Genomic DNA, 25799 nt, shown 5'->3' with positions numbered 1-25799 from the left:
TGAAACCTCGTCACAATGCCACGGGCTCACCCGCCCAACGACCGTCGTCGCGGCGAGCGATGACCAACAGCTCTTCCACGCCTGGGGCCGCTGCCATTAGCGTGCCATCCGGGTCATTGTCGACTTCGGTGATTGAAATTGGCACAACGCTGGAGTTTGTCATAAAGCCCGTCGGATTCAAGCGATGGGGTTGTTATTAAAAGGCCATAGCATTTTCTTATTGAACGGCCGCCCCGCGCTCTTGTAAGCTCCAGATCATTCATCGGAGACACACCATGTCCAGCGCCCTTTCACCGCTTCAACCTACCAGTGCCTCGCGCTCGGTTGTGGCTGCCTGGGCGAACGACGTGCCAACTTCGGTAAGCTTTTATTTTGGGTATTGGTTTAGCCACTGGCGCGCCTGATACCCAACCGGCGCCCATTTTAAACGGGTCGCCTTCCAGAGTTTTCCAAACCCCCGGTCGGCCTCCCGACCGGGGGTTTTGTTTTTCAGGCCCCAGACATACGCAGCATCACACCAGTTGAGGATCGAACCATGAACTACGCCACTTATTACCGTTACGACAGTTTTTCCGCCTGGCGATTTACCAGCCACCGCTCGGGACAGCCTGCCGCCTCCGATCGGTCACCTATCGGTGGCATGCCAACGTTGCGGGCCATTACGGCCAATTGTCGAACACCCAACTAGGGCCGGCGCGGGAACGAACCCGCTGCTCGCCCAGGAAGCCAGATCATGAATTCGTCCGTCTCCGCTTTGCCGCTGTCCACGCTCAGCCCTGCCAATGAAACCCTGACCCTGCGCCTGCCAAGCGCGTTGCAACTCAAGCAACAACTGCCGCTAGACAGCATATTGAGCCAACAAGTTGGCGCCCATCGCCAGGCCATCCGCGCCATCCTCGACGGCGAAGATTCCCGCCTGCTGGTCATCGTTGGCCCATGCTCCATCCACGACCCGAAATCCGCGCTCGAATACGCCGCCAACCTGGCTCGCCTTGCCCGGGAAGTCAGCGACAGCATGCTGTTGGTGATGCGCGCCTACGTGGAAAAGCCCCGCACCACCGTGGGCTGGAAAGGCCTGGCCTACGACCCCCATCTCGATGGCAGCGACGACATGGCCACCGGCCTCGAGCTGTCGCGGGAGTTGATGCGTGAGATGCTCCGACTCGGCCTGCCCGTGGCCACCGAGCTGTTGCAGCCGATGGCCGCCGGTTACTTCGACGACCTGCTTAGCTGGGTCGCCATTGGCGCGCGCACCACTGAATCGCAGATTCACCGGGAAATGGCCAGCGGTCTGGGCATGCCGGTCGGTTTCAAGAACGGCACCGACGGCGGGGTTGGCATCGCCTGCGATGCCATGCGCTCCGCGGCGCACCCCCATCGACATTTCGGCGTCGACAGCCAAGGGCATCCGGCGATCATCCAGACCCAAGGCAACCCTGATACGCACCTGGTCCTGCGCGGCGGCCACCGCGGCCCGAACTACGATTGCCAAAGCGTGGCGCAGATTCACGCCGACCTCGCCCGCCTCAACATCCCGGCCCGCATCCTGGTTGATTGCAGCCACGCCAACAGTGGCAAGGATCCGCTGCGCCAGCCCCATGCGTTCGAGGACGTGCTACAACAGCGCTTGCAAGGCAACAAGGCCCTGATCGGCATGATGCTCGAAAGCCACCTCTTCGAAGGCTGCCAACCGTTGGGGCCGGCGATGCGCTACGGCGTGTCGGTGACCGATGGATGCCTTGGCTGGGAGTCCACCGAGCAGTTGCTGCGCCAGGCTCATCGCAGGTTGCGATTGGGCGTCTGAGTTTCGGACCCGTTCATGCCGTGGCGCGGGAGCTGGCTCCCTCGCCACGGTTTTTTTCATTGCGGATCCTTCGTTACGGCCTGGCGCGAACTTCAATGGTGATCTCCGGCGAGCGCTGGCTTACATCATCCAGACGCTCAACCTGATAGAACAGGCGGACCGATTGGCCGCCCTGCTCCTGCCAATAGGCAATCGGCACCGTGAAGACAACTGGCTGGCCGGCCGTGGCCTCGGTGATTTCCCGCTCCTGGGCATCCGAGTAGCTGCCGTCGCATTGCAACCAGACCCGTTCGCCCGCCTCCAGCCCTACGCCGTCGATCACCACCGTCGCTGCGCCATGGAGCCCGTCGACATCCAGCTCACCCTCCATCAACTCCAATACCCTCGGCGCGACCAGCGCTGGGCGTACCAGAGGACCGATCCAGACGGACAGCGGCTCGGCTCGACGTATCGAATGTCCGCGCCTGACGACATAAGCCACGGTCAACGAGTGCCCGATATGGGAAGCGATGTCTCCATGATCGATCCAGAACGATACTTTTTCTCCCACTGCATGAGCCTCTATGTCCAGCACATCCCGCCACAATGGCTTGGAATCGCGGCTGGCCAGAAGGATCAGTCGATCACCGGCCGCCATTCGCGAATAAGGCCGCACGGTCATCGTCGTGCCTTCAGGCACCCGCCCCGGATCAAGGTGCCCACCCACCGCATCATTGGCGATGGGTGGCAGCAGCAGCGGCGCCACGTCGCCAATTTGCAACTGAAGGGCCTGTGAGGCCAATTCGGTCGGCAACTGCTTGCCAATGACCCGGTACGAAATTTCCAGCGAGCCGCCGTCGAGTTCGGCGATATGCGGTTCGCGTACAACAAAGACAAGCTCGCGCCCGACCTGCCGCTCCGTGACGAACCGGCGAATTTGATGGTGGTACTGCTCGCCTTCGTTATTGAGCCCGCGCCAATACAACATCAGCTCGTCGCCACAGGACATGAGCGGGTACGGCTTGACGGTGATGACGGCCTTGCTCCAGGCAGGGTCGACGATGCCTTCGCGGGCCCTCGCCAGCAAAGGCGCGGGCAGCTTTCGCGATGGAGGCCGGCTTTTTCGTACAGTTGATTCAATGGTCATTTCCAGGCTCCAGTCCCTTGGAAAGGGGCACCGCTTCCATAGCGACACCGGATGAAACCATTAGAACTCTCCGGCCCGGGACGCGCAGCCAGACGAGGCGACAAGTTGCGTGGTCTCTCGCTCCTTGAGATGTGGCTTGAAGGGCAATCGGTTATCGGAAGCGTCCGAAACCGCAGGAGCCGCCTGGCTTTTGAGGAAAATTTCTCGCGCTTTCTATTCCTGTTTCCACAGCTAGTAACGGTTTGGTCCTACACCGCTCACTAACGGCCTGGATTAGAGTGGTGCCGCAAACTCAACATGAACCTCTTCGAAAAAGGTACGAACATGCAACGGAATGCAACCACCCGCTTTCCCATCCTTTTGGTACATGGTTTGTTCGGGTTCGACAGGGTCGGCCCGCTCGAACTTTTTCACGACGTCAGACAGGCGTTGTGCAATGCCGGCGCCCGAGTATTCGTCCCGTACGTGTCGGCCACCCACTCCAACGAAGCGCGCGGCGAACAGTTGCTGGCTCAGATGGACCGGGTTCTCGAAGGAACCGGGGCCGCGAAGGTCAACCTTATCGGCCACGGGCAAGGCGCGTTGGCCGCTCGTTATGCCGCCGCCCTGGCGCCCGGCAGTGTCGCCTCGGTCACCTCCGTCAGCGGCCCCAACCAAGGGTCGGAACTCGCTGATTTCCTGCGCAAGGCCCTCACGCCTGGTCGTTTGCCGGAACACGTGGCGAACCGGGTCGCCACGCTTTTCGCCGATTTCATTTCACTGCTCAGTGGCCAGGCACAGCTTCCGCAAAACGCTATTGCAGCGCTGGCGGCGCTGACTACCGAAGGCGTAGGCGCATTCAATGACAGGTATCCGCAAGGCTTGCCCCGACATTGGGGCGGCAACGGGCCGCAATTGGTTAACGGCGTGCGGTATTACTCTTGGAGTGGCACGGTGCAGGAAACCGTGAAACAAGCCGGCAATAGCGCGCCCGATCCGTTGCATGACTTCTGCCGCGCTTTTTCCGAATATTTCACCACCGAGGCGGGACAGAACGATGGCATCGTCGGACGCTTCAGCTCCCACCTGGGCAAGGTGATCCGCTCCGACTACCCAATGGATCACTTGGACACCCTCAACCAGGGCGCTGACGGAGGCTGGCGCAAGGGAAACGACCCGATGGAGCTCTACGTGAAACATGCAGAACGCTTGCGGATCGTCGGACTCTGACGCAATTTTGGCAACAACCGCGGACTGATTCCGGTAGGCTGGGCGCTTTACGACACTGAAAGGAAATACCTCCATGGCCAAAGCCACTGCCCGCCACATCCTGGTTTCCAGCGAAGACAAGTGCAACGAACTCAAGGCCCAGATTGAAGCTGGCGCTGATTTCGCTGAAGTCGCCAAAACCAACTCCACATGCCCATCCAGCCGTCAGGGCGGCGACCTGGGCTCGTTCGGCCCGGGCCAGATGGTCAAGGAATTCGACACCGTGGTATTCAGCGCTCCGATCAATGTGGTTCAAGGCCCGGTCAAGACCCAGTTCGGCTATCACCTGCTGGAAGTAACCAGCCGCCAGGACTGATTTCGGTTTATCGACACGACGGTCCGCCTTAGGGCGGGCTGTCATGCTTGAGCCATGCGAAGGGCTGGCGATCAGCGCGTCCCTCGCGTACAAATCGCACTCATCGATCACCCGGCTTTAAGGCTGACAATGCGACTGGCTTTTCCCTCCTGGCTGTTCACTGCCGTGGTCCTGCTGACTGGCGCCGCAGGCGTGAATGCCGCCCCCCAACATGCCCTGACCGTTTATGGCGAACCGGCCAAGTACGCCGAAGGCTTCGCCCATTTTGCCTACGCCAATCCCCAGGCCCCCAAGGGCGGGACGATGCGCCGCTCGGCCGTGGAGATCGGCCATTTCGACCATGTGCTGCCTTATATCGACAAAGGCATCGGCGTCAGCCAGGTCGACGGCATGCTCTATTCGCCGCTGGCCCAACGCTCCCTGGACGAACCCTATACCGTCTACGGCCTTGTCGCCGAAAAAATGGAACGCGCCGAAGATGGCCTGTCCCTGCGCTTCTACCTCAATCCCAAGGCGCGTTTCGCCGATGGCAAGCCCATCACCGCGCAAGACGTGCGCTACAGCTTCGACCTGCTGATGACCCAGGGCAGCCTGCGCTATCGCACGCAGTTCGCCGCCGTCAAAGATGTCGAGGTGGAATCGGAACGAACCGTTCGCTTCGACTTCAAGAATAACGAAAGCCGCACCCTGCCCCTGGACATCGCCACCCTGCCGGTTTTTCCCGAGCACTGGTGGAAGAGTCGCGACTTCGCCAACGGCGGCGGTTACGAGGCGCCTCTGGGCAGCGGACCGTACAGGGTGAGCAAGGTCGACTCGGGCCGCAGCATCACCTTCGAGCGCAACGCCGACTGGTGGGGCAAAGACCTGCCGGTCAGCCGCGGGCTCTACAACTTCGACCACTTCAGTATCGAATACTTCGGCGACACCGACGTGGCCCGGCAGGTCTTGCGTGGCGGCGCCTACGATTACAACCGCGAGTTCTCCGCCACGGGCTTTTCCATCGGCTACGACAGCCCGGCCCTGCGCGACGGTCGGCTGCAAAAAGCCCACCTTGCCACCGAGGCGCCCCAGCCGGCCCAGGGTTTTGTGTTCAATCTGCAACGGCCACAATTCCGGGACCGCCGCGTACGCCAGGCGCTGGCCATGCTCTGGGACTTCGAGTGGAGCAATCGCCAGATGATGCGCAACCTCTACGTGCGCCAGCAGAGCTTTTTTTCCAACACCGACCTCGCCGCCCGGGAGCTCCCCGACGCGGGGGAACTGGCGATTCTCGAACCGCTGCGCGGCAAAGTACCGCTAGAGGTGTTCACCCAGGTGTTCCAAGCGCCGAAGACCGACGGCAGCGGGGTCATCCGCGACAAGCAATTGCAGGCCCTGGCGCTATTGGAACAGGCCGGCTGGAAACCTGAAGGCGACCGCCTGGTCAATGCCGAAGGCGAGCCACTGAGCTTCACGTTCCTGGTCACGCAAAACGGAATAGACCGCCTGTTGTTGCCTTACAAGCGCACCCTCGCACAGATCGGCGTCGACATGCACATCCGGCGCATCGACTCGTCCCAGTACGTCAATCGCCTGATGAGCCGCGACTACGACATGATCATTACCGGCTACCCAGTCAGCACTTCGCCGGGCACGGAGCTTTACAATTATTTCGGCTCGGCGGCGGCCAACGACCCGGGAGCCAACAACTACATGGCCTTGCAGAATCCTGCCGTGGACGCCCTCATCGATGGCCTGGTCAAAGCCAGCACCCAGGACGACATGCTCCGCCATGCCCATGCGCTGGACCGGGTGCTGCAATGGAACTACTACTGGATTCCCAACTATTACCCGCCAGGCAGCTCGACGGTCTGGTGGAATCGCTTCGGCATGCCGAAAGTCCAGGCGAGCAATGACGAAGCCATCGAGAGCTGGTGGGAAGTCAGCACCACGCCACTGACCAACGAACAGATGACCGCCGAACGCATCAAGCGTGGCTCGCCTGGAGGGCATCACTGATGTGGGCTTACATTGCGCGGCGCTTGCTGCTGATCATTCCCACGCTGGTGATCATCCTGCTGGTGAACTTCGTGATCGTCCAGGCCGCGCCAGGCGGGCCGGTGGAGCAGGCGATCGCTCACCTGCAGGGCATTGGCGGCGCCAGCGTCGGCAGCTCGGGCAATGCCATGACCGGTAGCTCCCGCGCCAGCCGAGGCCTGGATCCGCAATTGATCAAGGACATCGAAAAACAGTACGGCTTCGACAAGCCCGCCCACGAACGCTTGTGGCTGATGCTCACCAGCTACGCCCGCCTGGACTTCGGCAAAAGCTTCTTCCGCGGTGCCACGGTCACCGACCTGATTCTGGAGAAAATGCCGGTGACCATCTCCCTCGGGCTCTGGGCGACGCTGATCACCTACCTCGTGTCGATTCCCCTGGGGATTCGCAAGGCGGTACACAACGGTTCGGCATTCGATGTCTGGAGCAGCACCGCAATCATTATCGGCTACGCCATGCCGGCGTTCCTGTTCGCGATGTTCCTGATCGTGATCTTCGCTGGCGGCACCTCGCTCAATTGCCTCCCGGTGCGCGGGCTCGTCTCGGACAACTTCGAGTCCCTTTCGACGCTGGGCAAGGTCGCCGACTATTTCTGGCACCTGGTGCTGCCCGTCACGTCGTTGGTCATCGGCGGCTTCGCTACCCTGACGATCCTGACCAAGAACTCGTTCCTCAACGAAATCACCCGCCAATACGTGGTCACGGCGCGAGCCAAGGGGATGAGTGAACGACGCGTGCTGTATGGACACGTGTTTCGCAATGCGATGCTGCTGGTGGTGTCGGGCATTCCCCAGGCGTTCATCAGCGTGTTCTTCGCCGGTTCTTTGCTGATCGAGGTGATCTTCTCCCTCGACGGCCTCGGACGCATGAGCTATGAGGCCGCCGTGTCCCGGGACTATCCAGTGGTGTTCGGCTCGCTGTTTATCTTCACGTTGTTCGGCCTGCTGATCAAACTCATAGGCGATCTTTGCTACACCTTGGTGGACCCGCGCATCGACTTCGCCGCGAGGAACGCCTGATGTTCAAGTTATCGCCCCTGGGGCGGCGGCGTTTCGAACGTTTCAGGAAAAACCGTCGCGGCTGGTGGTCGCTGTGGCTGTTCATCGGGCTTTTCGTCTTGACCCTGGGTGGGGAATTGATCGCCAATGACAAGCCCTTGGTGGTGAGCTACCAAGGCTCGTTGTATTTCCCGGTGTTCAAGCGCTACACCGAACAGCAGTTCGGCGGTCAATTGCCGTTCCAGGCTGACTATCGCAGCAGCTATGTGCAGGACCTGATTCACCAGGGCAACGGCTGGCTGCTGTTTCCGCCTATTCCTTTCAGCGACGACACGCCCAACTATGACCTTGAGCGGCCGGCCCCAAGCCCGCCGTCGAGGGTGAACTGGCTGGGCACCGACGACCAGGCACGGGACGTGATGGCGCGGGTCATATTCGGCGCGCGGGTGTCGATCCTGTTCGCCCTGGCGCTGACCGCCATCAGCGCGCTGATCGGCATCGCCGCCGGTGCCCTGCAAGGTTACTACGGCGGCTGGGTGGACCTGCTGGGGCAACGCCTGCTGGAAGTCTGGTCCGGTTTGCCGGTGCTTTACCTGCTGATCATCCTGTCGGGTTTCGTCGAGCCTAATTTCTGGTGGCTGCTGGGTATCATGGCGCTGTTCTCCTGGCTCGCGCTGGTGGACGTGGTGCGTGCCGAATTCCTGCGCGGGCGCAACCTCGAATACGTGAAAGCCGCGCGGGCGCTGGGCCTGACCGACCGCAAGGTCATCGTGCGGCACATACTGCCCAATGCCATGAACGCCACCCTGAGCTACCTGCCGTTCATTCTCACCGGGGCGATCTCCACCCTGACAGCGCTGGATTTCCTGGGATTCGGCATGCCGGCCGGCAGCGCATCCCTGGGTGAGCTGATCGCGCAGGGCAAGCAGAACCTGCAAGCGCCGTGGCTGGGGCTGACGGCGTTTTTTACTTTGGCGCTGATTCTTTCTCTGTTGGTGTTTATCGGCGAAGCGTTGCGAGACGCGTTCGACCCTCGGTCATGAGCGGAACCTTTAGATGAGCGAAAACCTGATCGAAATCCGTGACCTGAGCGTGGCCTTCAACGGCCAGACGGTGGTGCGCAACCTGTGCCTGGACATCCGCCAAGGCGAATGCCTGGCGCTGGTGGGCGAGTCGGGCTCCGGCAAGTCGGTGACGGCCCATTCCATCCTGCAACTGCTGCCGGAAACCGGCACGCGCACCACCGGCAGCATTTGCTATCGCGGCGAAGAACTGGTGGGTGCCGAGGCCAAGACGCTACGGGAACTGCGCGGCAATCGGATCGCAATGATCTTCCAGGAGCCGATGACTTCGCTGAATCCGCTGCACAGCGTCGAAAAGCAGATCGGCGAAACACTGATGCTGCATCGCGGCCTGGGCGGCAAGGCCGCGCGCCAGCGCATCCTGGAATTGCTGGCCCTGGTCGGCATCCAGAAACCCGCCGAACGACTCAAGGCCTATCCGCACCAGCTATCGGGCGGCCAGCGCCAGCGCGTCATGATCGCCATGGCCCTGGCCTGCGAGCCGGAGCTTCTTATCGCCGACGAACCGACCACCGCCCTGGACGTAACGGTGCAGCGCAAGATCCTGCTGCTGCTCAAATCGTTGCAGCAGCGCCTGGGCATGTCCCTGCTGCTGATCAGCCACGACCTCAACCTGGTGCGCAGCATCGCGCAGCGGGTGTGCGTGATGAAGGCCGGGGAGATTGTCGAGCAGGCACCCTGTGAAACCTTGTTCAGCACCCCCCGCCACCCTTATAGCTGCGAATTGCTGAACGCCGAACCGGAAGGCGAAGCGCTGCCCCGGGACGAACGCGAAGACGTCCTGCAAGTGCAGGAACTGCGCGTCAGCTTTCCCCTCGGTGGCGGATTGTTCCGGCGCAAGCAGTACCTGCAAGCCGTGGACGGCATCAGCCTGAATATCCAGCGTGGCAAGACCCTGGGCATCGTCGGCGAATCCGGTTCCGGCAAATCCACCCTCGGCCAGGCCATCCTGCGGCTGATAGAGTCCGAAGGCAGCATTCGCTTCCAGGGCCAGGCGCTTGATCATCTGTCGCATAAAGAGCTTCGGCCATGGCGCAAGCAGATGCAGATCGTCTTCCAGGACCCGTTCGGCAGCCTCAGCCCGCGAATGTCAGTGCAACAGATCATCAGTGAAGGCCTGGAGGTCCACAGCCGGTCCAGTGCCGAGCAATGCGAAGCCCAGGTGATCCAGGCGCTCAAGGAGGTCGGCCTCGACCCGCAGAGCCGGCATCGCTACCCCCACGAGTTTTCCGGTGGGCAGCGCCAACGCATCGCCATTGCCCGGGCATTGGTGCTCAAGCCCGCCCTGATCCTGCTTGACGAACCTACGTCCGCCCTCGACCGCACCGTGCAAAAGCAGGTGGTCGCCCTGCTCCGCCAGCTCCAGGAAAAATACGGCCTGACCTACCTGTTCATCAGTCACGACCTGGCGGTGGTCCGCGCCCTGGCCCACGACATGATCGTGATCAAGGACGGCAAGGTGGTCGAGCAAGGCCCCAGCCATGATGTGTTCGATTCACCCCAGCACCCGTATACCAAGGAGTTGTTGGCGGCGGCGCATCCAGAGTGGGCATAATGCGGCGCATGGCGTAGCTTCGTGTCGCGCCCATCGCGAGCAAGCTCGCTCCCACATTGGCCGGTGTTGCACTGAAGGCCAAATGTGGGGGCGAGCTTGCTCGCGATGGGGGCCTGACAAGCAACACACAACCCGGATCCGATCATGAACTCCACCGAAAGCCTCAAGGATTACAAGCGCGTGCGTACGCTGGCGATCCGCTCGTTGTTCGAAATCATCGAGCAGTCCAGCGAAGGCACGGTGATCGTCGACCGCGATGCAAACATCGTCTGGATGAACGAGCGCTACGCTCGTCGCTTCGGCCTGAATTCGGCGCAAGAGGCCATCGGCCGGGCTTGCGAAAGCGTCATTCCGGGCAGCTTGTTGCGAGAGGTGGTGCGTACCGGGCGGCCGATCCTGCTGGACATGCAGGACACGCCCAAGGAACCGCTGGTGGTGATGCGCCTGCCGATCCATGACAGTGCCGGCGCGGTGATCGGCGCCATCGGTTTTGCCCTGTTCGACGAGTTGCGCAGCCTGTCGCCGATGCTCAAACGCTACCTGAGCATGCAGGAAGAACTGGCCTCTACCCGCTCGCTGTTGCGGGCACGGCAGACCAAGTACAACTTTGCCCATTTCATCGGCACCAGCGCTGCGGGACTCGAGGTCAAGCGCCGTGCCCGACGCAGCGCCAGCACCGACTCCCCGGTATTGCTCCTCGGCGAAACCGGCACCGGCAAGGAGCTTCTGGCCCAGGCGATTCACGGTGCTTCGCCGCGTGCGCACAAGGCGTTTGTCAGCATCAACAGCGCCGCCATCCCCGAATCCTTGCTGGAAGCCGAATTCTTCGGCACCGCGCCAGGCGCCTTCACCGGTGCCGACCGCAAGGGCCGCGCCGGCAAGCTGCAAATCGCCCAGGGCGGCACATTGTTCCTCGACGAAATCGGCGATATGCCGCTGCCCTTGCAAAGCAAACTGCTGCGCGTGTTGCAGGAAAAGGAATACGAACCGGTCGGCTCCAATGAAGTACTGCAAAGCGATGTTCGGGTGATTGCCGCGACCTCCACCAACCTGGAGGCGGCGATCCAGCGTGGCGAATTCCGGGCGGATCTGTATTACCGCCTCAATGTGCTGCCCATCCAGGTCCCGCCGCTGCGCGAACGCCTGGATGACCTGCCGGCCCTGAGCGAGGCGATCCTCGAAGAATTGCGCAGCCAGCACGAACTGAATCCCGACGCCCTCGACCTGCTGGGCCAGCACGCCTGGCCGGGCAACATCCGGGAGTTGCGCAACGTGCTGGAACGGGCCGCGCTGCTCAGCGACGACCTGATGCTCACCGCCGCCGACATTCGTGCCGCCATCGGTACTTTCACGCCGGTGGTACGCGCGGCGAGTCCGAGCCTCGAGCCGTTGCCCCAGGAAACCTTCAGCCAGGCCCGGGCCCGATTCGATCGACATTTGATCGAGACCACCCTCGCGCAATGCGGTGGGCGGGTGATTGAGGCAGCCGAGCGGTTGGGACTGGGGCGGTCGACGCTTTACAAGAAAATGGTGGCTCTGGGGATTGTTGAGTCTCAATAGAGAGACTCAATTCTCCATATTTGGACATATGGTTTGGAGCGCTTCGCGCTCATCGCGAGCAGGCTCGATCCCACAGGAACTGGCGTTCTCCCTGCCATCCTCGTTTACCTGTAGGAGCGAGCCTGCTCGCGATGAGGCCAGTAATCCCAACAAAAATCTCAAAACAGAGACGCGCTTCCCAAGCTCACGTCGCCCGCCTCAATAAATTCCTTATATTTCAGCAAGTTACCTAACTGGCACAAAACTCGCTATAGCCCTCCCCACCGCATCACCCACAAAAATAACAATCCAGGAGACACACCATGAGTGTGATCATTGCCTTGGCAGCCCTCACGCTGCTGATGGTTGCCGCCTACCGTGGCTACAGCGTCATTCTTTTTGCCCCCATCGCCGCCCTCGGCGCGGTGTTGCTCACCGATCCGTCCGCCGTTGCCCCAGCCTTCACCGGGGTGTTCATGGACAAGATGGTCGGCTTCATCAAACTCTACTTCCCGGTGTTCCTGCTCGGCGCCGTGTTCGGCAAGCTGATCGAGCTGTCGGGGTTTTCCCGCTCCATCGTCGCGGCGGCGATTCGCCTGCTGGGCACGCGCCAGGCCATGCTGGTGATCGTGCTGGTGTGCGCGCTGCTCACCTATGGCGGCGTGTCGCTGTTCGTCGTGGTCTTTGCGGTTTATCCGTTCGCGGCCGAGATGTTCCGCCAGAGCAACATTCCCAAGCGGCTGATCCCGGCCACCATCGCCCTCGGCGCTTTTTCGTTCACGATGGACGCCCTGCCCGGCACGCCACAGATCCAGAACATCATCCCCAGCACCTTCTTCAATACCACTGCCTGGGCAGCGCCGTGGCTGGGCGTGATCGGTACGATATTCGTGTTCAGCTTCGGCATGCTGTTCTTGCAGCGCCAACGCAACAAGGCCCAGCGCACGGGCGAAGGCTACGGTACCGAGCTGCGCAACGAGCCGGAAACCGCCGAAGACATCAAGCTGCCCAACCCCTGGATCGCCGTTTCGCCATTGCTGGCGGTAGGGGTCATGAACCTGCTGTTCACCCAGTGGATCCCACAGTGGTACGGCAAGACCCATAGCCTGGCCCTGCCGGGCATGGCGGCGCCGGTGACCAGCGACATCGCCAAGCTCACGGCGATCTGGGCCGTGCAAGCGGCCTTGCTGGTGGGCATCGTCATGGTGCTGTTGTTCGGCTTCCGAGCCATTCGCAGCAAGCTGGCCGAAGGCAGCAAGAGCGCGGTGGGTGGTGCGTTGCTCGCGGCCATGAACACCGCGTCGGAATACGGTTTCGGTGCGGTGATCGCCTCCCTGCCGGGCTTCCTGGTGCTCGCCGACTGGCTCAAGAACATCCCCAATCCGCTGGTCAACGAAGCCGTGACCGTGACGCTGCTGGCGGGCATCACCGGGTCCGCGTCGGGTGGCATGAGCATCGCCCTTGCGGCGATGTCGCAAACCTTCATCAGCGCCGCCAACGCCGCCAACATTCCACTGGAAGTGCTGCACCGGGTAGCGGCCATGGCCAGCGGCGGCATGGACACCCTGCCCCACAACGGCGCGGTCATCACCTTGCTGGCGGTCACGGGCCTGACCCACCGTGAAGCCTACAAAGACATTTTCTGTATTACGCTGATCAAGACCCTCGCGGTGTTCTTCGTGATCGGTGTGTTCTACGCCACTGGCATTGTGTGAGGTTCCCATGACAACCACCCTTTCCGGCAAGACGGCCCTGGTCACCGGCTCCACCAGCGGCATCGGCCTGGGCATCGCCCTGAGCCTGGCCAAGGCCGGCGCCAACCTGATCCTCAACGGCTTTGGCGATGCTTCGGCGGTGGTCGCCGAAGTCGCTCGACACGGCGTCAAGGTCGGCCATCATCCGGCCGACGTCAGCGACCCCGCGCAGATCGCCGACATGCTCGCCTACGCCGAGCGCGAATTCGGCGGCGTCGACATCCTGGTGAACAATGCCGGCATCCAGCACGTGGCGGCCGTGGAGGATTTCCCGGTGGAGCGCTGGGATTCGATCATTGCGATCAACCTGTCCTCGGTGTTCCACGCCACCCGCCTGAGCCTTCCGGGCATGCGCGCCAAGGGCTGGGGACGGATCGTCAACATTGCCTCGGTGCATGGCCAGGTCGGTTCGGTGGGCAAGGCGGCGTACGTCGCGGCCAAGCACGGGGTGATCGGGTTGACCAAGGTAGTGGGCCTGGAGACTGCCGCCAGCAACGTCACGTGCAACGCCATCTGCCCGGGCTGGGTCCTGACGCCGCTAGTGCAGAAGCAGATCGACGACCGCATCGCCACGGGTGTGGACCCGCAACAGGCCCAGCATGATCTGCTGGCCGAGAAGCAACCGTCCCTGGAGTTCGTGACCCCGCCGCAGTTGGGTGAGCTGGTGCTGTTCCTGTGCAGTGAAGCGGGCAGCCAGGTGCGGGGCGCGGCGTGGAATATTGATGGTGGGTGGTTGGCTCAATAACGCCGCGCCGTCGAGCTTTTGTGGCGAGGGGGCTTGCTCCCGCTCGGCTGCGCAGCAGGCGCCTCTTGGGCCCGCTTCGCAGGCCAGCGGGAGCAAGCTCCCTCGCCACATCCGGCGCCTTGTGCTGAACTATTTGTAAGCCCCAAAACAAGAGGCAAACCATGTCCGACATCCTTTGGCACCCCAGCCCCGAACGCATCGCCCAGTCGCGAATGGACGCCTTTCGCCGGTTCGTCAACGAACGGCACTCGCTGCAACTCAACGACTACCCAACCCTGCATGCCTGGAGCACCGACCACCGCGAAGCCTTCTGGCAGGCCATCGTCGACTTTTTCGAGATCCGCTTCCATCAAGCGCCTGGCGCGGTGCTCGACGAAGGCCCGCAGATGCCCAGTGCCCGCTGGTTCCCAGGGGCGACGCTGAATTTCGCCGAACACTTGCTGCGTCGCCGCGACAGCGCCGTGGCAGTGGTCGCACTCGATGAAAACGGCGGCGAAGAAACGCTGACCTGGGCCGATCTCGCCGCCCATGTCGCCGGCCTGCAAAAAAGCCTGCAAGGCGCTGGCGTGACCCAGGGCGATCGGGTCGCCGCTTGCATGCCCAACACCTGGCAGACGCTGGTGTGCATGCTCGCCACCACCAGCCTGGGCGCCATCTGGTCATGTTCATCGCCGGATTTCGGCACCCAGGGCGTCATCGACCGGTTCGGTCAGATAGAACCCAAGGTCCTGATCACCTGCGCCGGTTATCGCTACGCCGGGAAAACCATCGACCAGCGGCCCAAGGTCAACGAAATCCTCGAACGGCTACCGTCGCTGCAACAATTGATCGTACTGCCCTACGCCCAGCCCGACGCCCGCGTCGAAGATTTCAAGACCCCGGCCCGCGTGGCCCTGTGGGACGGTTTCTACCAATGCGGCGGCGAGCCGGTGTTCAACCCCGTGCCGTTCGATCACCCGCTGTACATTCTCTATTCCAGCGGCACCACCGGGGTGCCGAAGTGCATCGTCCACGGCACCGGTGGCGTGCTGCTGCAACATCTCAAGGAACATGGCCTGCACGTCGACCTGGGCCCCGAAGACCGGCTGTTCTACTACACCACCTGCGGCTGGATGATGTGGAATTGGCTGGTGTCGGCGCTGGCCGTGGGCAGCGCGGTTGTGCTCTATGAAGGGTCGCCGTTCCACCCCAGCCCGGAACGCCTGCTCGACCTGATCGACCGACAAGGCATCAGCGTATTCGGCACCAGCCCCAAATACCTGGCCGCCCTGGAAAGCCAAGGCATCAAGCCACGCCAGACCCACGACCTGGGTAGCCTGAGGACGATCCTGTCCACGGGATCAGCCTTGGCGCCCCACAGTTACGATTATGTCTACCGCGACTTCAAGGCCGATGTTTGCCTGGCCTCGATGTCCGGCGGCACTGACATCGTGTCGTGCTTCGTCAACGGCAATCCGCTGGCCCCTGTGCGCCGCGGCGAGATGCAAGGCAAGAGCCTGGGCATGGCCGTGCAGGTATGGAACGAAGCCGGCGAAGCGGTGGTTGGCGAAAAAGGCGAACTGGTCTGCACCCGGCATTTCCCGGCGATGCCCATCGGGCTGTGGAATGATCCCCAGCGGGAGAAACTTCGCGCCTCCTATTTCAGCCAGTTCCCGGGCGTGTGGGCCCAGGGGGACTACGCCGAAGAGCTGCCCCACGGCGGCCTGCTGATCCACGGCCGCTCCGACGCGGTGCTCAACCCCGGTGGCGTGCGCATCGGCACGGCGGAAATCTATCGGCAGGTGGAAAAAGTCGAGGAAGTCCTGGACAGCGTCGCCATCGGCCAGCAATGGCAGGGTGATGTGCGGGTGGTGCTGTTTGTGCGCCTGCGAGAGGGCTTGGTGCTGGACGACGCCTTGGAGCGGAAGATCCGCCAGGTCATCCGCGCCAACACCACACCGCGCCATGTGCCGGCGAAAATTCTCGCGGTCAACGATATCCCACGCACCATCAGCGGCAAGGTGGTGGAACTGGCGGTGCGCAACGTGGTGCATGGCGAGGCGGTAAAGAACACCGATGCACTGGCCAATCCCGAGGCGCTGGAGCAGTTTCGTGGGCGGGTGGAGCTTGCGACCTGATCTGAATGTTTTGCTGGGCTTGAGGGCCTCATCGCGAGCAAGCTCGCTCCCACAGGGGACTGTTTGCACCCAAATCCCTTGTGGGAGAGAGCCTGCTCGCGATGAACGATAACGCGGGCACTACCAACCGATCAGTCCATGAGCCCCCATTCCCCGCCCGCCGACGGCTCAGCCGGTGGCGCCGCTCCCGATTCGGCATGGAGCTTGAGCCGCAAGCGCAGATTGTTCGCAGAGTCGGCGTTTTTCAACGCCTCTTCTTCATCGATCGCCCCTTCCACCACCAGGTTGAACAGCGCCTGGTCGAACGTTTGCATCCCCAGTTCCTCGGATTTTTCCATGATGCCTTTGAGCTCGCCCAACTCGTTGCGACGGATCAGGTCGGCCACCGTGGGCGAGCCGAGCATCACCTCCACGGCCGCCCGCCGCTGGCCGGTGCGGGTGCGCACCAGCCGCTGGGAGACAAACGCCTTGAGGTTGTTGCCCAGATCCTGCAGCAGTTGCGGCCGGCGTTCTTCCGGGAAGAAATTGACCACCCGATCCAGGGCCTGGTTGGCGTTGTGGGCATGCAGGGTGGAAATCACCAGATGGCCGGTGTCGGCGAAGGCCAAGGCGTGTTCCATGGTCTCGCGGTCGCGTATTTCGCCGATCAGCACTACGTCCGGCGCCTGGCGCAGGGTGTTCTTGAGAGCGGCGTGGAAGCTGCGGGTATCCACACCGACTTCTCGCTGGTTGACGATGGATTTCTTGTGCCGGTGAATATATTCCACCGGGTCCTCGATGGTGATGATATGGCCGCTGCTGTTGCGGTTGCGGTAGTCGATCAGCGCCGCCAGTGATGTGGATTTGCCCGAGCCCGTGGCGCCGACGAACAGCATGAGCCCTTGTTTGTGCATGATGGTTTCGAGCAGCACCTTGGGCAGCTTCAGGTCTTCGAAACGCGGGATATCCAGCTTGACGTTGCGTATGACCATGGACACGTCATTGCGCTGTTTGAAGATGTTGACGCGAAACCGTCCGACACCGGCCAGGGAGATCGCCAGGTTCATTTCCAATTCCCGATCGAACTCAAGGCGCTGTTCGGCGTCCATCAATGACTCGGCAAGCCCAGCGATGTCGCCAACCTTGAACGCCTGGTTGCTCAGCGGCTTGAGCACACCTTCGAAACGCGCGCAGGGCGGCGCGCCGGTGGACATGTAGAGGTCGGAGCCGTCCTGGCTTGCCAGGACTCGCAGTAAAGGATCAATTTCCATGACTATAAAAACTTCCGCGAACTTCAATGGACACGCTGACCCGAGCCAGAAAAACTTCAGATCAACCCGCGCTTACCTTCTTCAGAGGATAGTAGAAGCCGCAGCATCGACATGACATCCAGGGATTCCCGTGATGAATGCAGTACCTGCCAGCAGCGACACACAGCAGTTGATCGCCCGTCTGGACTGGACTTCCAGCCCGCTGGGCGCCCAAGAAACCTGGCCCCCGAGCCTGCGCACCGCCGTGGACATCGTGGTCCATTCGCCCATGCCGATGGCCGTGCTGTGGGGGCCGCAGTTGATCCATCTGTACAACGACGCCTATGCGCGATTGGTCGGCGACAAGCACCCCAGGGCGTTTGGCCAGCCAACCCACACGGCCTGGCCCGAACTTCGCAGCGAAACCGAAGGGGTTTATCGCAGCGTGTTGCAGGGCCGGGTGCGCACCTGCCGCGATCAACGTTGGCGCATGCCATTTGGCGGCCGCCTCTGCGATGTCTGGCTGGACCTGACCTACAGCCCGATCCATGACGAAAACGCCAGCGTCGCCGGAATACTGATCACTGCCATCGAGACGGGCGAGCGGCGACGCCTGGCTCAGGAATTCGAACGGCGCTCCGAGGCCAGCCTCAAGGCCCAGCAGGAAAGCGAAGAACGCTTGCAACTGGCCTTGGCGGCCACCGATGCGTTGGGCACCTGGGACTGGGACATCGGCGAGGATCGCTTCATCGCCGATGCGCATTTTGCCCTCCTCCATGGCGTCGACCCGGCCCTGTCACGGCAATTGCCCATCAGCGCCTATCTCGAGGGCGTCCACCCGGAAGATCGGGCGATGGTTGCGCGCAGCATCAAGCACTGCATCACCCATGGCACCGAGTACGCCGAGGAGTATCGGCTGCAGCAGCCCCACGGCGAGCTGCGCTGGGTGTTCGTGCGTGGACGTTGCTACAAGGATCGCCATGGCCGGCCCAAGCGCTTTCTCGGCGCGGCGCTGGACCTGACCGAACGCAAGCGCACCGAACATGCCTTGCGCCAGAGCCAGACCGAGCTGCAACTGATCATCAACGCCATGCCGGTGCTGATCGGCTACGTCGACCGCGAGGAGCGTTTCCGGCTGAACAACAGTGCCTATCTGAATTGGTACGGGCTGACGCCGCAAGAGCTCTACGGCAAGACCATCCGTGAGGTCATCGGCGACGAGGCCTACGCCGCCCGAGCCGAACAGATCGCCGGCGCCCTGGTGGGCAAGCCGTGCAGTTTCACCGTAGAGTCGCCCCACCGCGACGGCCGGCCGCGCCATGCGTTGATCAACTACCTGCCACGCCGTGGCGCCGACGGATCGGTGAACGGTTTTTACATTTTTGTCATCGACGAAACCGAGCGCAAGAAAACCGAGGAAGCCCTGCGCCACCTCAACGAAACGCTGGAAGAAAGGGTGATCGCCCGCACCCAGCAGCTAGCCGAGGCCAACCATCGACTGCAAAGCGAGATGTTCGAACGCGAACGCGCCGAAGAAGCCCTGCGCCATGCGCAGAAGATGGAAGCCGTGGGCCAACTCACCGGCGGCATCGCCCATGACTTCAACAACATGCTCACTGGCATCCTCGGCAGCCTCGACTTGATGCAGCGCTACATCGCCTCCGGTCGTGCCGCCGAGATCGGCCGTTTTACCGAAGCTGCGATTTCATCGGCCAACCGCGCCGCCGCCCTGACCCACCGCCTGCTGGCTTTTTCCCGACGCCAGTCACTGGACCGCAAGCCTCTGGATGCCAATACGCTGGTTCGCTCGCTTGAAGACCTGCTGAGCCGCACCACCGGCGATCACATTGTGCTGCGACTGCAACTGGCCGGCGAGTTGTGGCCGGTCAGCACCGATGCCAGCCAATTGGAAAACGCCTTGCTCAACCTGGTCATCAACGCCCGGGACGCGATGCCCGATGGCGGCGAGTTGAACATCGAGACCGCCAACGTCTACCTCGACGGCAGCGACATCAGCACGCTGGAGCCGGTGAAGGCCGGCGATTACGTGATGATCGCCGTGCGCGACAACGGCAGCGGCATGACCCCCGCCGTGTTGGCAAAGGCCTTCGATCCGTTTTTCACTACCAAGCCCATCGGCCAGGGCACCGGCCTGGGGCTGTCGATGATTTATGGTTTCGCCCAGCAATCTGGCGGTCACCTGAGCCTGGACAGTGTCCCGGGCCAAGGTACGCGCGTGCAGTTGTACCTGCCGCGCCTGCACGTCGCGCCGGCGGAACAGGCAACGGCACCGACTACCACCGACGCTCCGCCCGCCATCGCCGGCGAAACGGTGTTGCTGGTGGAGGACGAACCGGCGGTGCGCATGCTGGTGCTCGACCTGCTCGCCACCCTGGGCTACACCGCCCTCGAAGCCGAGGACGCCAAGCGGGCGCTGGTATTGCTCGAATCCGAGCAACGCATCGATCTGCTGGTGACCGACGTCGGTCTGCCGGGCATGAACGGCCGCCAGCTGGCGGAAATCGCCCGTCAGCACCGGCCCGGCTTGAAGGTGCTGTTCATGACCGGCTATGCGCAGAAAGCCGCCGAACGCCAAGGTTTCCTGGATCAGGGCATGGACATGGTCGCCAAGCCGTTTACCCTGGACCTGTTGGCCAACAAGATTCGGACGATGATCAACCATGACCACTGACTTGAGGCATAATCGCCGCCCTTTCGCCCCCTTCAGGTCTGTGCCGCAATGAAAGCCCAAGCCCGCCATATCCTGGTGAAAACCGCCGAAGAAGCCGAACAGCTCAAACAACGCATCGCCAAGGGCGAAGCGTTCGACGTGTTGGCAAAGAAATACTCCACCTGCCCCTCCGGCAAGCGCGGCGGCGACCTGGGTGAAGTGCGGCCCGGGCAAATGGTCGGCGCCATCGACGCGGTGATCTTCAAGAAACCACTGCGGGTGGTGCATGGGCCGATCAAGAGCAAGTTTGGCTATCACCTGGTGCAGGTGTTTTACCGGGATTGAAGCGTTGCTGGCCCCTGTGGGAGCGAGCCTGCTCGCGAAGGCGGCGGTCCAGTCAACATTTGTGCAAGCTGACCCAACGCTTTCGCGAGCAGGCTCGCTCCCACAGGTTCTGTGTCATCCCGCTACTTTGGTATCAATGCCCCCGGCACCTGGATCACCCGGCTCGCCAGCAAATGCCCGGCCTCGGCCGCCTCCGCCGGGCTGCCCCCCAGCAAGCGACTCGCCAGGTAGGCGGCGCTGAACGAGTCCCCCGCCGCTGTCGTATCCACCACGCGCTCTACCCGTTGGGCCGGCACGTCATAAGACCGGCCATCACAACGAATCAGGCACGCCTCGGCGCCGCGCTTGAGTACCACTTCCGGTGTCCCCAGTTGCTCATAGGCGATGAACACTGCGTCACTGTCGGCATGGCCGAACAGTGCTTGTTCGTCATCCACGGTCAGCAACGCCAGCTCCACATAGGGCAATACGCTGCGATAGGCCGCCCGGGCCGCCTCGACCGAGGCCCAGAGCCGTGGCCGGTAATTGTTGTCGAACACCACCTGCGCGCCCCGGCGCCGTGCCTCGATCAGGGTCTCGATGAGTTTGCGCCGGCCCTGCTCGCCAATCACCGCCAGGGTGATGCCGCTGAAATACAGCACGTCGTATCCGGGCAACGCTTCCAGGATCGGCACGGCGGCCGGCGTGGTGAAGCAATCCCGCACGGCAGCCTCATTGCGCCAGTACAGGAAACGCCGCTCGCCCGCCGCATCGGTCTGGATGCAATACAGGCCCGGCAGACGACCGGGCAAACGCTGGACCCTTTCCAACCCGATGTTTTCCGAAGCCCAGCTTTGGCACATGGCATCGCTGAAAGAGTCGTCGCCCAGGGCGGTGACGTAATCCACCGAGCCTTTGTCGCCCAACGCACGGGACAGATACACCGCAGTGTTCAGCGTGTCGCCGCCGAAGCTTTGCCGCAGGCTGCCGTCGGCGCGGTGTTGCAGTTCAATCATGCATTCGCCGATCAGGGCGATGCGGGGTTTAGTGTTGCTCATGGATGGTCCTGATGGTTCGGTGGTGTATTGCGGACCGCTATCGCGAGCAAGCTCGCTCCCACAGGGATCGTGGATGAATACTGGTTTTGTATTCACAACAAATCCAATGTGGGAGCGAGCCTGCTCGCGATAGCCGCGACTCGGTCTCAAGCCCTAGAAACAGGTTTCCATGCTCTCAACCACCCGCAACCCCTCATCCACCAGGCACCCCACCCGCCACTTGTCGAATGTCAGGCACGGGTGGGAGGTCCCGAACGCAATGATGTCCCCGACCCGCAGCTCGACCCCCGGCGCCACGGTCATGAACGCATGCTGGTCCATCACCGCCGTCACCTTGCAGGCGCTGACATCGTCGCCTGCCACCGAATCAGAATCCGCCTTGTAGCGCTTGAGCGGCACCGGCAGCCCGGCGTCGTAGGCCACGTCGCGCTTGCCCAGGGCGATCACCGCGAAGCCCGGCTCCGGCATCGACTGCACGTGGGCCCAGACTTCCAGGGCCGGACGCAAGCCTTCGTGCAAATCGCTGCGCCGCTCCAGTACGCAGCACTGGGCCTCCTTATAGATGCCATGGTCGTGGGCCACGTAACTGCCGGGGCGCAGCACGCTGAGGAAACGGCCCTGGGCGTTGCGGGCTTCGAAAGATTCAGCGATCAAGTCGTACCAGGCCGACCCCGAGGCGGTGATGATGGGTTTGTCGATGGCAAACGCGCCGCTGTCCTGCAACTGCATGGCCAGCCCCACCAGGGAAGCGGCGAATGCGCGGATGCCGCTGACGGCATGATCACCGTGGATGACCCCTTCATAGCCTTCGATGCCGGTCAATGCCAGTGCCGGTTGCGCTCCGATGGCCTCGGCCAGGGCCAGCACCTGGGCTTCTGTACGGCAACCGCAACGACCGCCGACGACGCCGTATTCGATCATCACGTTCAGCCGCACGCCGCGAGAAGCGAAATAAGCGCCGAGCTGGGCGACGTTGTCCGGATGATCGACCATGCAATGGAATTCGAACGCCGGGTCGGCCAGCAGATCGGCGATCAATGCCATGTTGGGCTTGCCGACCAATTGATTGGCCATCAGCACGCGCCGTACGCCATTGGCGTAGGCGGCACGGGTCTGCACCGCCGTGGCCAAAGTCAGGCCCCAGGCGCCGGCTTCGATCTGGCGACGAAACAACGCCGGGGTCATGCTGGTCTTGCCGTGGGGCGCCAGCTGCGCACCGCTGTCACTGACAAATTTCTGCATCCATCGGATGTTGTGCTCCAGGGCCTCGCGATGCAGCACCAGCGCCGGCAGGCTCACGTCCCGCAGCAAATGAGCGCCGATGGGCGCGGCGCCCTTCTCGACGGCCGCGTTAGTAATGGCAGAAGACATGTTCGAACTCCTCACACAGCCAAGGCTGTCTATTCGTTGATGCGACGGGCCAGGTGGTTGGCGCTTTCGATCAGCACCCGGCGGTAGTCGGCGTAATTGTTCTTGGCGTCAGCCCTCGGGGCGACGATGCACAGGGTCGCGATGGCCACGCCGTTGGGGTCTTTGACCGGTGCGGCGAAGCAGTGGGTGAAGGTGTCGGCAACGCTATCGAAGGAGAAAAATCCATCGATGCCGGCCTGGCGGATCTCTCCTAGAAACCGCTCCAGCGGCAGGCGTTCGCCGTCCGGCAGGATGAAGTCATTGGGGTCGATCAGGTCGATGATCTGCTGGTCGCTCAGATGCGCCAGCAACAGGCGACCGGAGGCCGTCCAGGGGATCGGCGCGTTTTCACCGATGTCCGAAGAGATGCGAAAGTGCCGCTCGCCCTCCTTCATCAGCGCGACCGTGTATTTGCGCCCGTTGAGCAGACACATCTGCGCGGTTTCCCGGGTCTGCCGGACGATGTCCTGCAAGGCCTGGTCGGCTTCGCGGCTCAGGTCGAAATGCCGCAAATGCGCCTGGCCGAGAAAGTACAACTGGCGCCCCAGGTAGACATGGCCATCCTTGCCCACCGGCTCGAGGATGCGACGCTCCAGCAGCGACGCCACCAGCTCATAGACCGTGGACTTGGGGCTGCCGATGCCGCTGGCGATGTCGTTCGGGCGCAACGGCTGGCCGATCTCCTTGAGGAAATCGAGGATATCGAACGCCCGATCCAATCCCCGGGCCCGGCGTTTGATGGTGTCTTCGGTCATGTCTTTGGTTCCTGAAATTTCACCCATAATCGCATGTATCTTTATTGTGGCGAGGGAGCTTGCTCCCGCTCGGCTGCGCAGCGGTCGTAAAGAATGGGCCTGCTGCGCAGGCCAGCGGGAGCAAGCTCCCTCGCCACAGAAGTGAATTCGCCAGAAGATCGTGGTCAGGCCTTTTTCTTGTAGGCCACACAGTCGATCTCGACCTTGCAATCGACCATCATGCTCGCCTGCACACACGCCCGCGCCGGGGCGTGTTCCGGGCTGAAATACTCACCGAACACCTTGTTGAAGCTCCAGAAATCCCGCGGGTCTTCCAGCCAGACACCGCAGCGAACCACATCTTCCAGGCCATAACCGGCCTCTTGGAGAATGGCGATCAGGTTCTTCATGGTCTGGTGGGTCTGCTCGACGATACCGCCAACGATGATTTCGCCGTTCACTGCCGGCACCTGGCCGGACACGTGCAGCCAGCCATCGGCCTCCACGGCGCGGGCGAAGGGCCGTGGCTGGCCGCCGCCTGCGGTGCTGCCGGTGCCGTAACGGGTAATGCTCATGGATTTATCTCCTTGTTGAATGGAAGTTAAAAACGGGTGTTCTTGAGGAATTCCGCCAGGCGCGGCGATTGCGGTCGCTCGAACAATTGCTTCGGCGGCCCCTGCTCTTCGATGCGGCCCTGGTTCATGAAGACGATCTTGTCCGAAACTTCGAAGGCAAAGCGCATCTCGTGGGTCACCAGCAGCATGGTCATGCCGTCTTCGGCAAGGCCCTTGATCACGTTCAATACTTCGCCGACCAGTTCCGGATCCAGGGCCGAGGTCACTTCGTCGAACAGCATCAGGCTCGGGTTCATCGCAATCGCCCGGGCAATCGCCACGCGCTGCTGCTGACCGCCGGACAACTGACCGGGGAAGTGATCGCGCCGTTCCAGCAGGCCGACCCGCTCCAGCCATTTTTCGGCCAGGGCCACGGCTTCGTCCTTGGGCAGTTTTTTCACCTTGAGCAGGCCCAGGGTGACGTTCTGCAACGCGGTCAGATGCGGGAACAGGTTGAATTGCTGGAAGGCCATGCCGGTCATGGCCCGGTGCCGGGCGATGACTTTCTCGGGGTGGCGCACACGCTTGCCGTCCACCTCGTCATAGCCGATGGACTCGCCGTCGAGCATGATCCGGCCGCCCTGGAATTCTTCCAGCATGTTGACGCAACGCAGCAGCGTGGTCTTGCCCGAACCACTGGAGCCGATCAGCGTGACCACGTTGCCGCGCTGCATGCTCAGGTCAACGCCCTTGAGCACTTCCAGCGGGCCGTATTGTTTGCGCAGGCCACGAATGTCCAGCAACGGTTGGGCGTTGGAGAGGGAAATATCAGTCATGGCAAGGCCACCCGCTTTTCAATGTGCCGCCCGAGCAACTCGATGGCGTAATTGATGATGAAAAAGAGAAAACCGGCGAACAGGTAGAACTCCAGGGTCATGAACGTCCGGGCGATGATCTGCTGGGTGCTGAGCAGCAACTCGGCCACACCGATCACCGACAGCAGGGTCGAGGCCTTGACGATCTCGGTGGAGGAATTGACCCAGGTCGGCAGGATCTGCCGCAACGCCTGGGGCAACAGCACGTAGCCCAGCGCCTGCTGGAATGTCAGGCCAATGGCCTGGCTCGCTTCCATCTGCCCACGGGGCAACGCCTGCAGGGCGCCGCGCACGATCTCGGCCACGTGAGAGCCGCAGAACAGCGTCAGGCCCAGCACACCGGCCTGGAACGCACCAATCTGCCAGCCCAGGGCCGGCGCCATGTAGAAGCAAGCCAGCACCAGCACGAACACCGGCGTACCGCGGATCAAGTCGACATAGAACCGAAACGGCGCGCGCATCCAGACCCGCCCGTATGTCAGCGCCAACCCGGCGAAGAGACCGATCAATGTGCCCAACACAATCGCCAGCGCCGAGCATTGCACGCTGGCCAGGAAGCCACTCCACAAAGTGTCTCGGGCGACCCACAACTCGTGCAACCAACTGGGGGATTCGTACATGGG

At 62.3% G+C, this 25799-nt stretch carries 22 protein-coding genes; 13 read left to right on the top strand and 9 right to left on the bottom strand.

Annotation, left to right across the window (positions count from 1 at the left end):
• Positions 1–10 precede the first annotated feature (10 nt).
• Positions 11–163, bottom strand: a complete 153-nt coding sequence (locus J3P76_RS10075; protein WP_434606423.1) for a hypothetical protein — start codon at positions 161–163, stop codon at positions 11–13.
• A gap of 570 nt (positions 164–733) precedes the next feature.
• Here J3P76_RS10075 and J3P76_RS10070 point away from each other — a divergent pair.
• Positions 734–1804, top strand: coding sequence for a 3-deoxy-7-phosphoheptulonate synthase (locus J3P76_RS10070; RefSeq protein WP_434701805.1), 1071 nt, complete (start codon positions 734–736; stop codon positions 1802–1804).
• Positions 1805–1877: 73 nt separating this feature from the next.
• Here the strand turns inward: J3P76_RS10070 and J3P76_RS10065 are convergent, their stop codons facing one another.
• Positions 1878–2930 carry a hypothetical protein gene (locus J3P76_RS10065; RefSeq protein ID WP_434701804.1) on the bottom strand — a complete coding sequence of 351 codons (1053 nt, stop codon included), beginning with the start codon at positions 2928–2930 and terminating at the stop codon, positions 1878–1880.
• Between the two features lie 324 nt (positions 2931–3254).
• Between J3P76_RS10065 and J3P76_RS10060 the strand changes: the two genes are divergently transcribed.
• From J3P76_RS10060 to J3P76_RS10015, 10 genes are all read left to right on the top strand, one after another.
• A complete protein-coding gene (locus J3P76_RS10060; RefSeq protein ID WP_434559481.1) occupies positions 3255–4139 on the top strand; it encodes an esterase/lipase family protein in 885 nt (294 codons plus the stop codon).
• Between the two features lie 73 nt (positions 4140–4212).
• Positions 4213–4494 (top strand): peptidylprolyl isomerase, encoded by a 282-nt coding sequence (locus tag J3P76_RS10055; RefSeq protein ID WP_042610373.1) that lies wholly within the window; start codon positions 4213–4215, stop codon positions 4492–4494.
• Between the two features lie 129 nt (positions 4495–4623).
• On the top strand, positions 4624–6492 hold the full coding sequence (locus J3P76_RS10050; RefSeq protein WP_434701803.1) for an extracellular solute-binding protein: 1869 nt from the start codon (positions 4624–4626) through the stop codon (positions 6490–6492).
• Positions 6492–7550, top strand: coding sequence for a microcin C ABC transporter permease YejB (locus tag J3P76_RS10045; RefSeq protein WP_434701802.1), 1059 nt, complete (start codon positions 6492–6494; stop codon positions 7548–7550). Before J3P76_RS10050 ends, J3P76_RS10045 begins: the two co-directional genes overlap by 1 nt.
• Complete coding sequence (locus J3P76_RS10040; RefSeq protein ID WP_434559487.1) at positions 7550–8572, top strand: ABC transporter permease; 1023 nt, start codon at positions 7550–7552, stop codon at positions 8570–8572. The genes J3P76_RS10045 and J3P76_RS10040 overlap by 1 nt, the downstream gene beginning before the upstream one ends.
• A 13-nt stretch (positions 8573–8585) precedes the next feature.
• Positions 8586–10166, top strand: a complete 1581-nt coding sequence (locus tag J3P76_RS10035) for an ABC transporter ATP-binding protein (protein ID WP_434559489.1) — start codon at positions 8586–8588, stop codon at positions 10164–10166.
• A 144-nt stretch (positions 10167–10310) separates the two neighbouring features.
• Complete coding sequence (locus J3P76_RS10030) at positions 10311–11726, top strand: sigma-54 interaction domain-containing protein (protein WP_434701801.1); 1416 nt, start codon at positions 10311–10313, stop codon at positions 11724–11726.
• A 302-nt stretch (positions 11727–12028) separates the two neighbouring features.
• Positions 12029–13420 carry a GntP family permease gene (locus J3P76_RS10025; RefSeq protein WP_420763552.1) on the top strand — a complete coding sequence of 464 codons (1392 nt, stop codon included), beginning with the start codon at positions 12029–12031 and terminating at the stop codon, positions 13418–13420.
• 7 nt (positions 13421–13427) lie between these two features.
• Entirely contained in the window at positions 13428–14204 is a 777-nt protein-coding gene (gene hbdH, locus J3P76_RS10020) for a 3-hydroxybutyrate dehydrogenase (RefSeq protein ID WP_420763551.1), read from the top strand.
• Positions 14205–14365: 161 nt separating this feature from the next.
• Entirely contained in the window at positions 14366–16321 is a 1956-nt protein-coding gene (locus J3P76_RS10015; RefSeq protein ID WP_434701800.1) for an acetoacetate--CoA ligase, read from the top strand.
• Positions 16322–16452: 131 nt separating this feature from the next.
• Here the strand turns inward: J3P76_RS10015 and J3P76_RS10010 are convergent, their stop codons facing one another.
• Positions 16453–17571, bottom strand: a complete 1119-nt coding sequence (locus J3P76_RS10010; protein WP_420763549.1) for a PilT/PilU family type 4a pilus ATPase — start codon at positions 17569–17571, stop codon at positions 16453–16455.
• 133 nt (positions 17572–17704) lie between these two features.
• Here J3P76_RS10010 and J3P76_RS10005 point away from each other — a divergent pair, with 133 nt between their 5' ends.
• Together J3P76_RS10005 and J3P76_RS10000 are read left to right on the top strand one after the other, a co-directional pair.
• Positions 17705–20242: a PAS domain S-box protein gene (locus J3P76_RS10005; protein ID WP_434559493.1), complete on the top strand. Its 2538-nt coding sequence runs from the start codon at positions 17705–17707 to the stop codon at positions 20240–20242.
• A gap of 48 nt (positions 20243–20290) precedes the next feature.
• Positions 20291–20566, top strand: a complete 276-nt coding sequence (locus J3P76_RS10000) for a peptidylprolyl isomerase (protein ID WP_019690952.1) — start codon at positions 20291–20293, stop codon at positions 20564–20566.
• A gap of 122 nt (positions 20567–20688) precedes the next feature.
• Here J3P76_RS10000 and J3P76_RS09995 read toward each other — a convergent pair whose 3' ends face one another.
• The 6 genes from J3P76_RS09995 to J3P76_RS09970 all read right to left on the bottom strand — a co-directional run bounded on the left by J3P76_RS09995 (position 20689) and on the right by J3P76_RS09970 (position 25796).
• Entirely contained in the window at positions 20689–21603 is a 915-nt protein-coding gene (locus J3P76_RS09995; RefSeq protein ID WP_434701799.1) for a sugar kinase, read from the bottom strand.
• Positions 21604–21756: 153 nt separating this feature from the next.
• Complete coding sequence (locus tag J3P76_RS09990; RefSeq protein WP_434701798.1) at positions 21757–22974, bottom strand: amino acid deaminase; 1218 nt, start codon at positions 22972–22974, stop codon at positions 21757–21759.
• A gap of 29 nt (positions 22975–23003) precedes the next feature.
• Positions 23004–23768, bottom strand: a complete 765-nt coding sequence (locus tag J3P76_RS09985; protein WP_434701797.1) for an IclR family transcriptional regulator — start codon at positions 23766–23768, stop codon at positions 23004–23006.
• Positions 23769–23932: 164 nt separating this feature from the next.
• On the bottom strand, positions 23933–24322 hold the full coding sequence (locus J3P76_RS09980; protein WP_264427496.1) for a RidA family protein: 390 nt from the start codon (positions 24320–24322) through the stop codon (positions 23933–23935).
• A 26-nt stretch (positions 24323–24348) separates the two neighbouring features.
• On the bottom strand, positions 24349–25137 hold the full coding sequence (locus J3P76_RS09975) for an amino acid ABC transporter ATP-binding protein (RefSeq protein ID WP_434559499.1): 789 nt from the start codon (positions 25135–25137) through the stop codon (positions 24349–24351).
• Positions 25134–25796, bottom strand: coding sequence for an amino acid ABC transporter permease (locus tag J3P76_RS09970; protein WP_434701796.1), 663 nt, complete (start codon positions 25794–25796; stop codon positions 25134–25136). The genes J3P76_RS09975 and J3P76_RS09970 overlap by 4 nt, the downstream gene beginning before the upstream one ends.
• Positions 25797–25799 lie beyond the last annotated feature (3 nt).

Source organism: Pseudomonas sp. D1-36 (assembly GCF_051132205.1).
Taxonomy (GTDB): Bacteria; Pseudomonadota; Gammaproteobacteria; order Pseudomonadales; family Pseudomonadaceae; genus Aquipseudomonas.
Note: the sequence above shows the minus strand (reverse complement) of the source record. Positions and strands in the feature narration are given on the sequence as shown.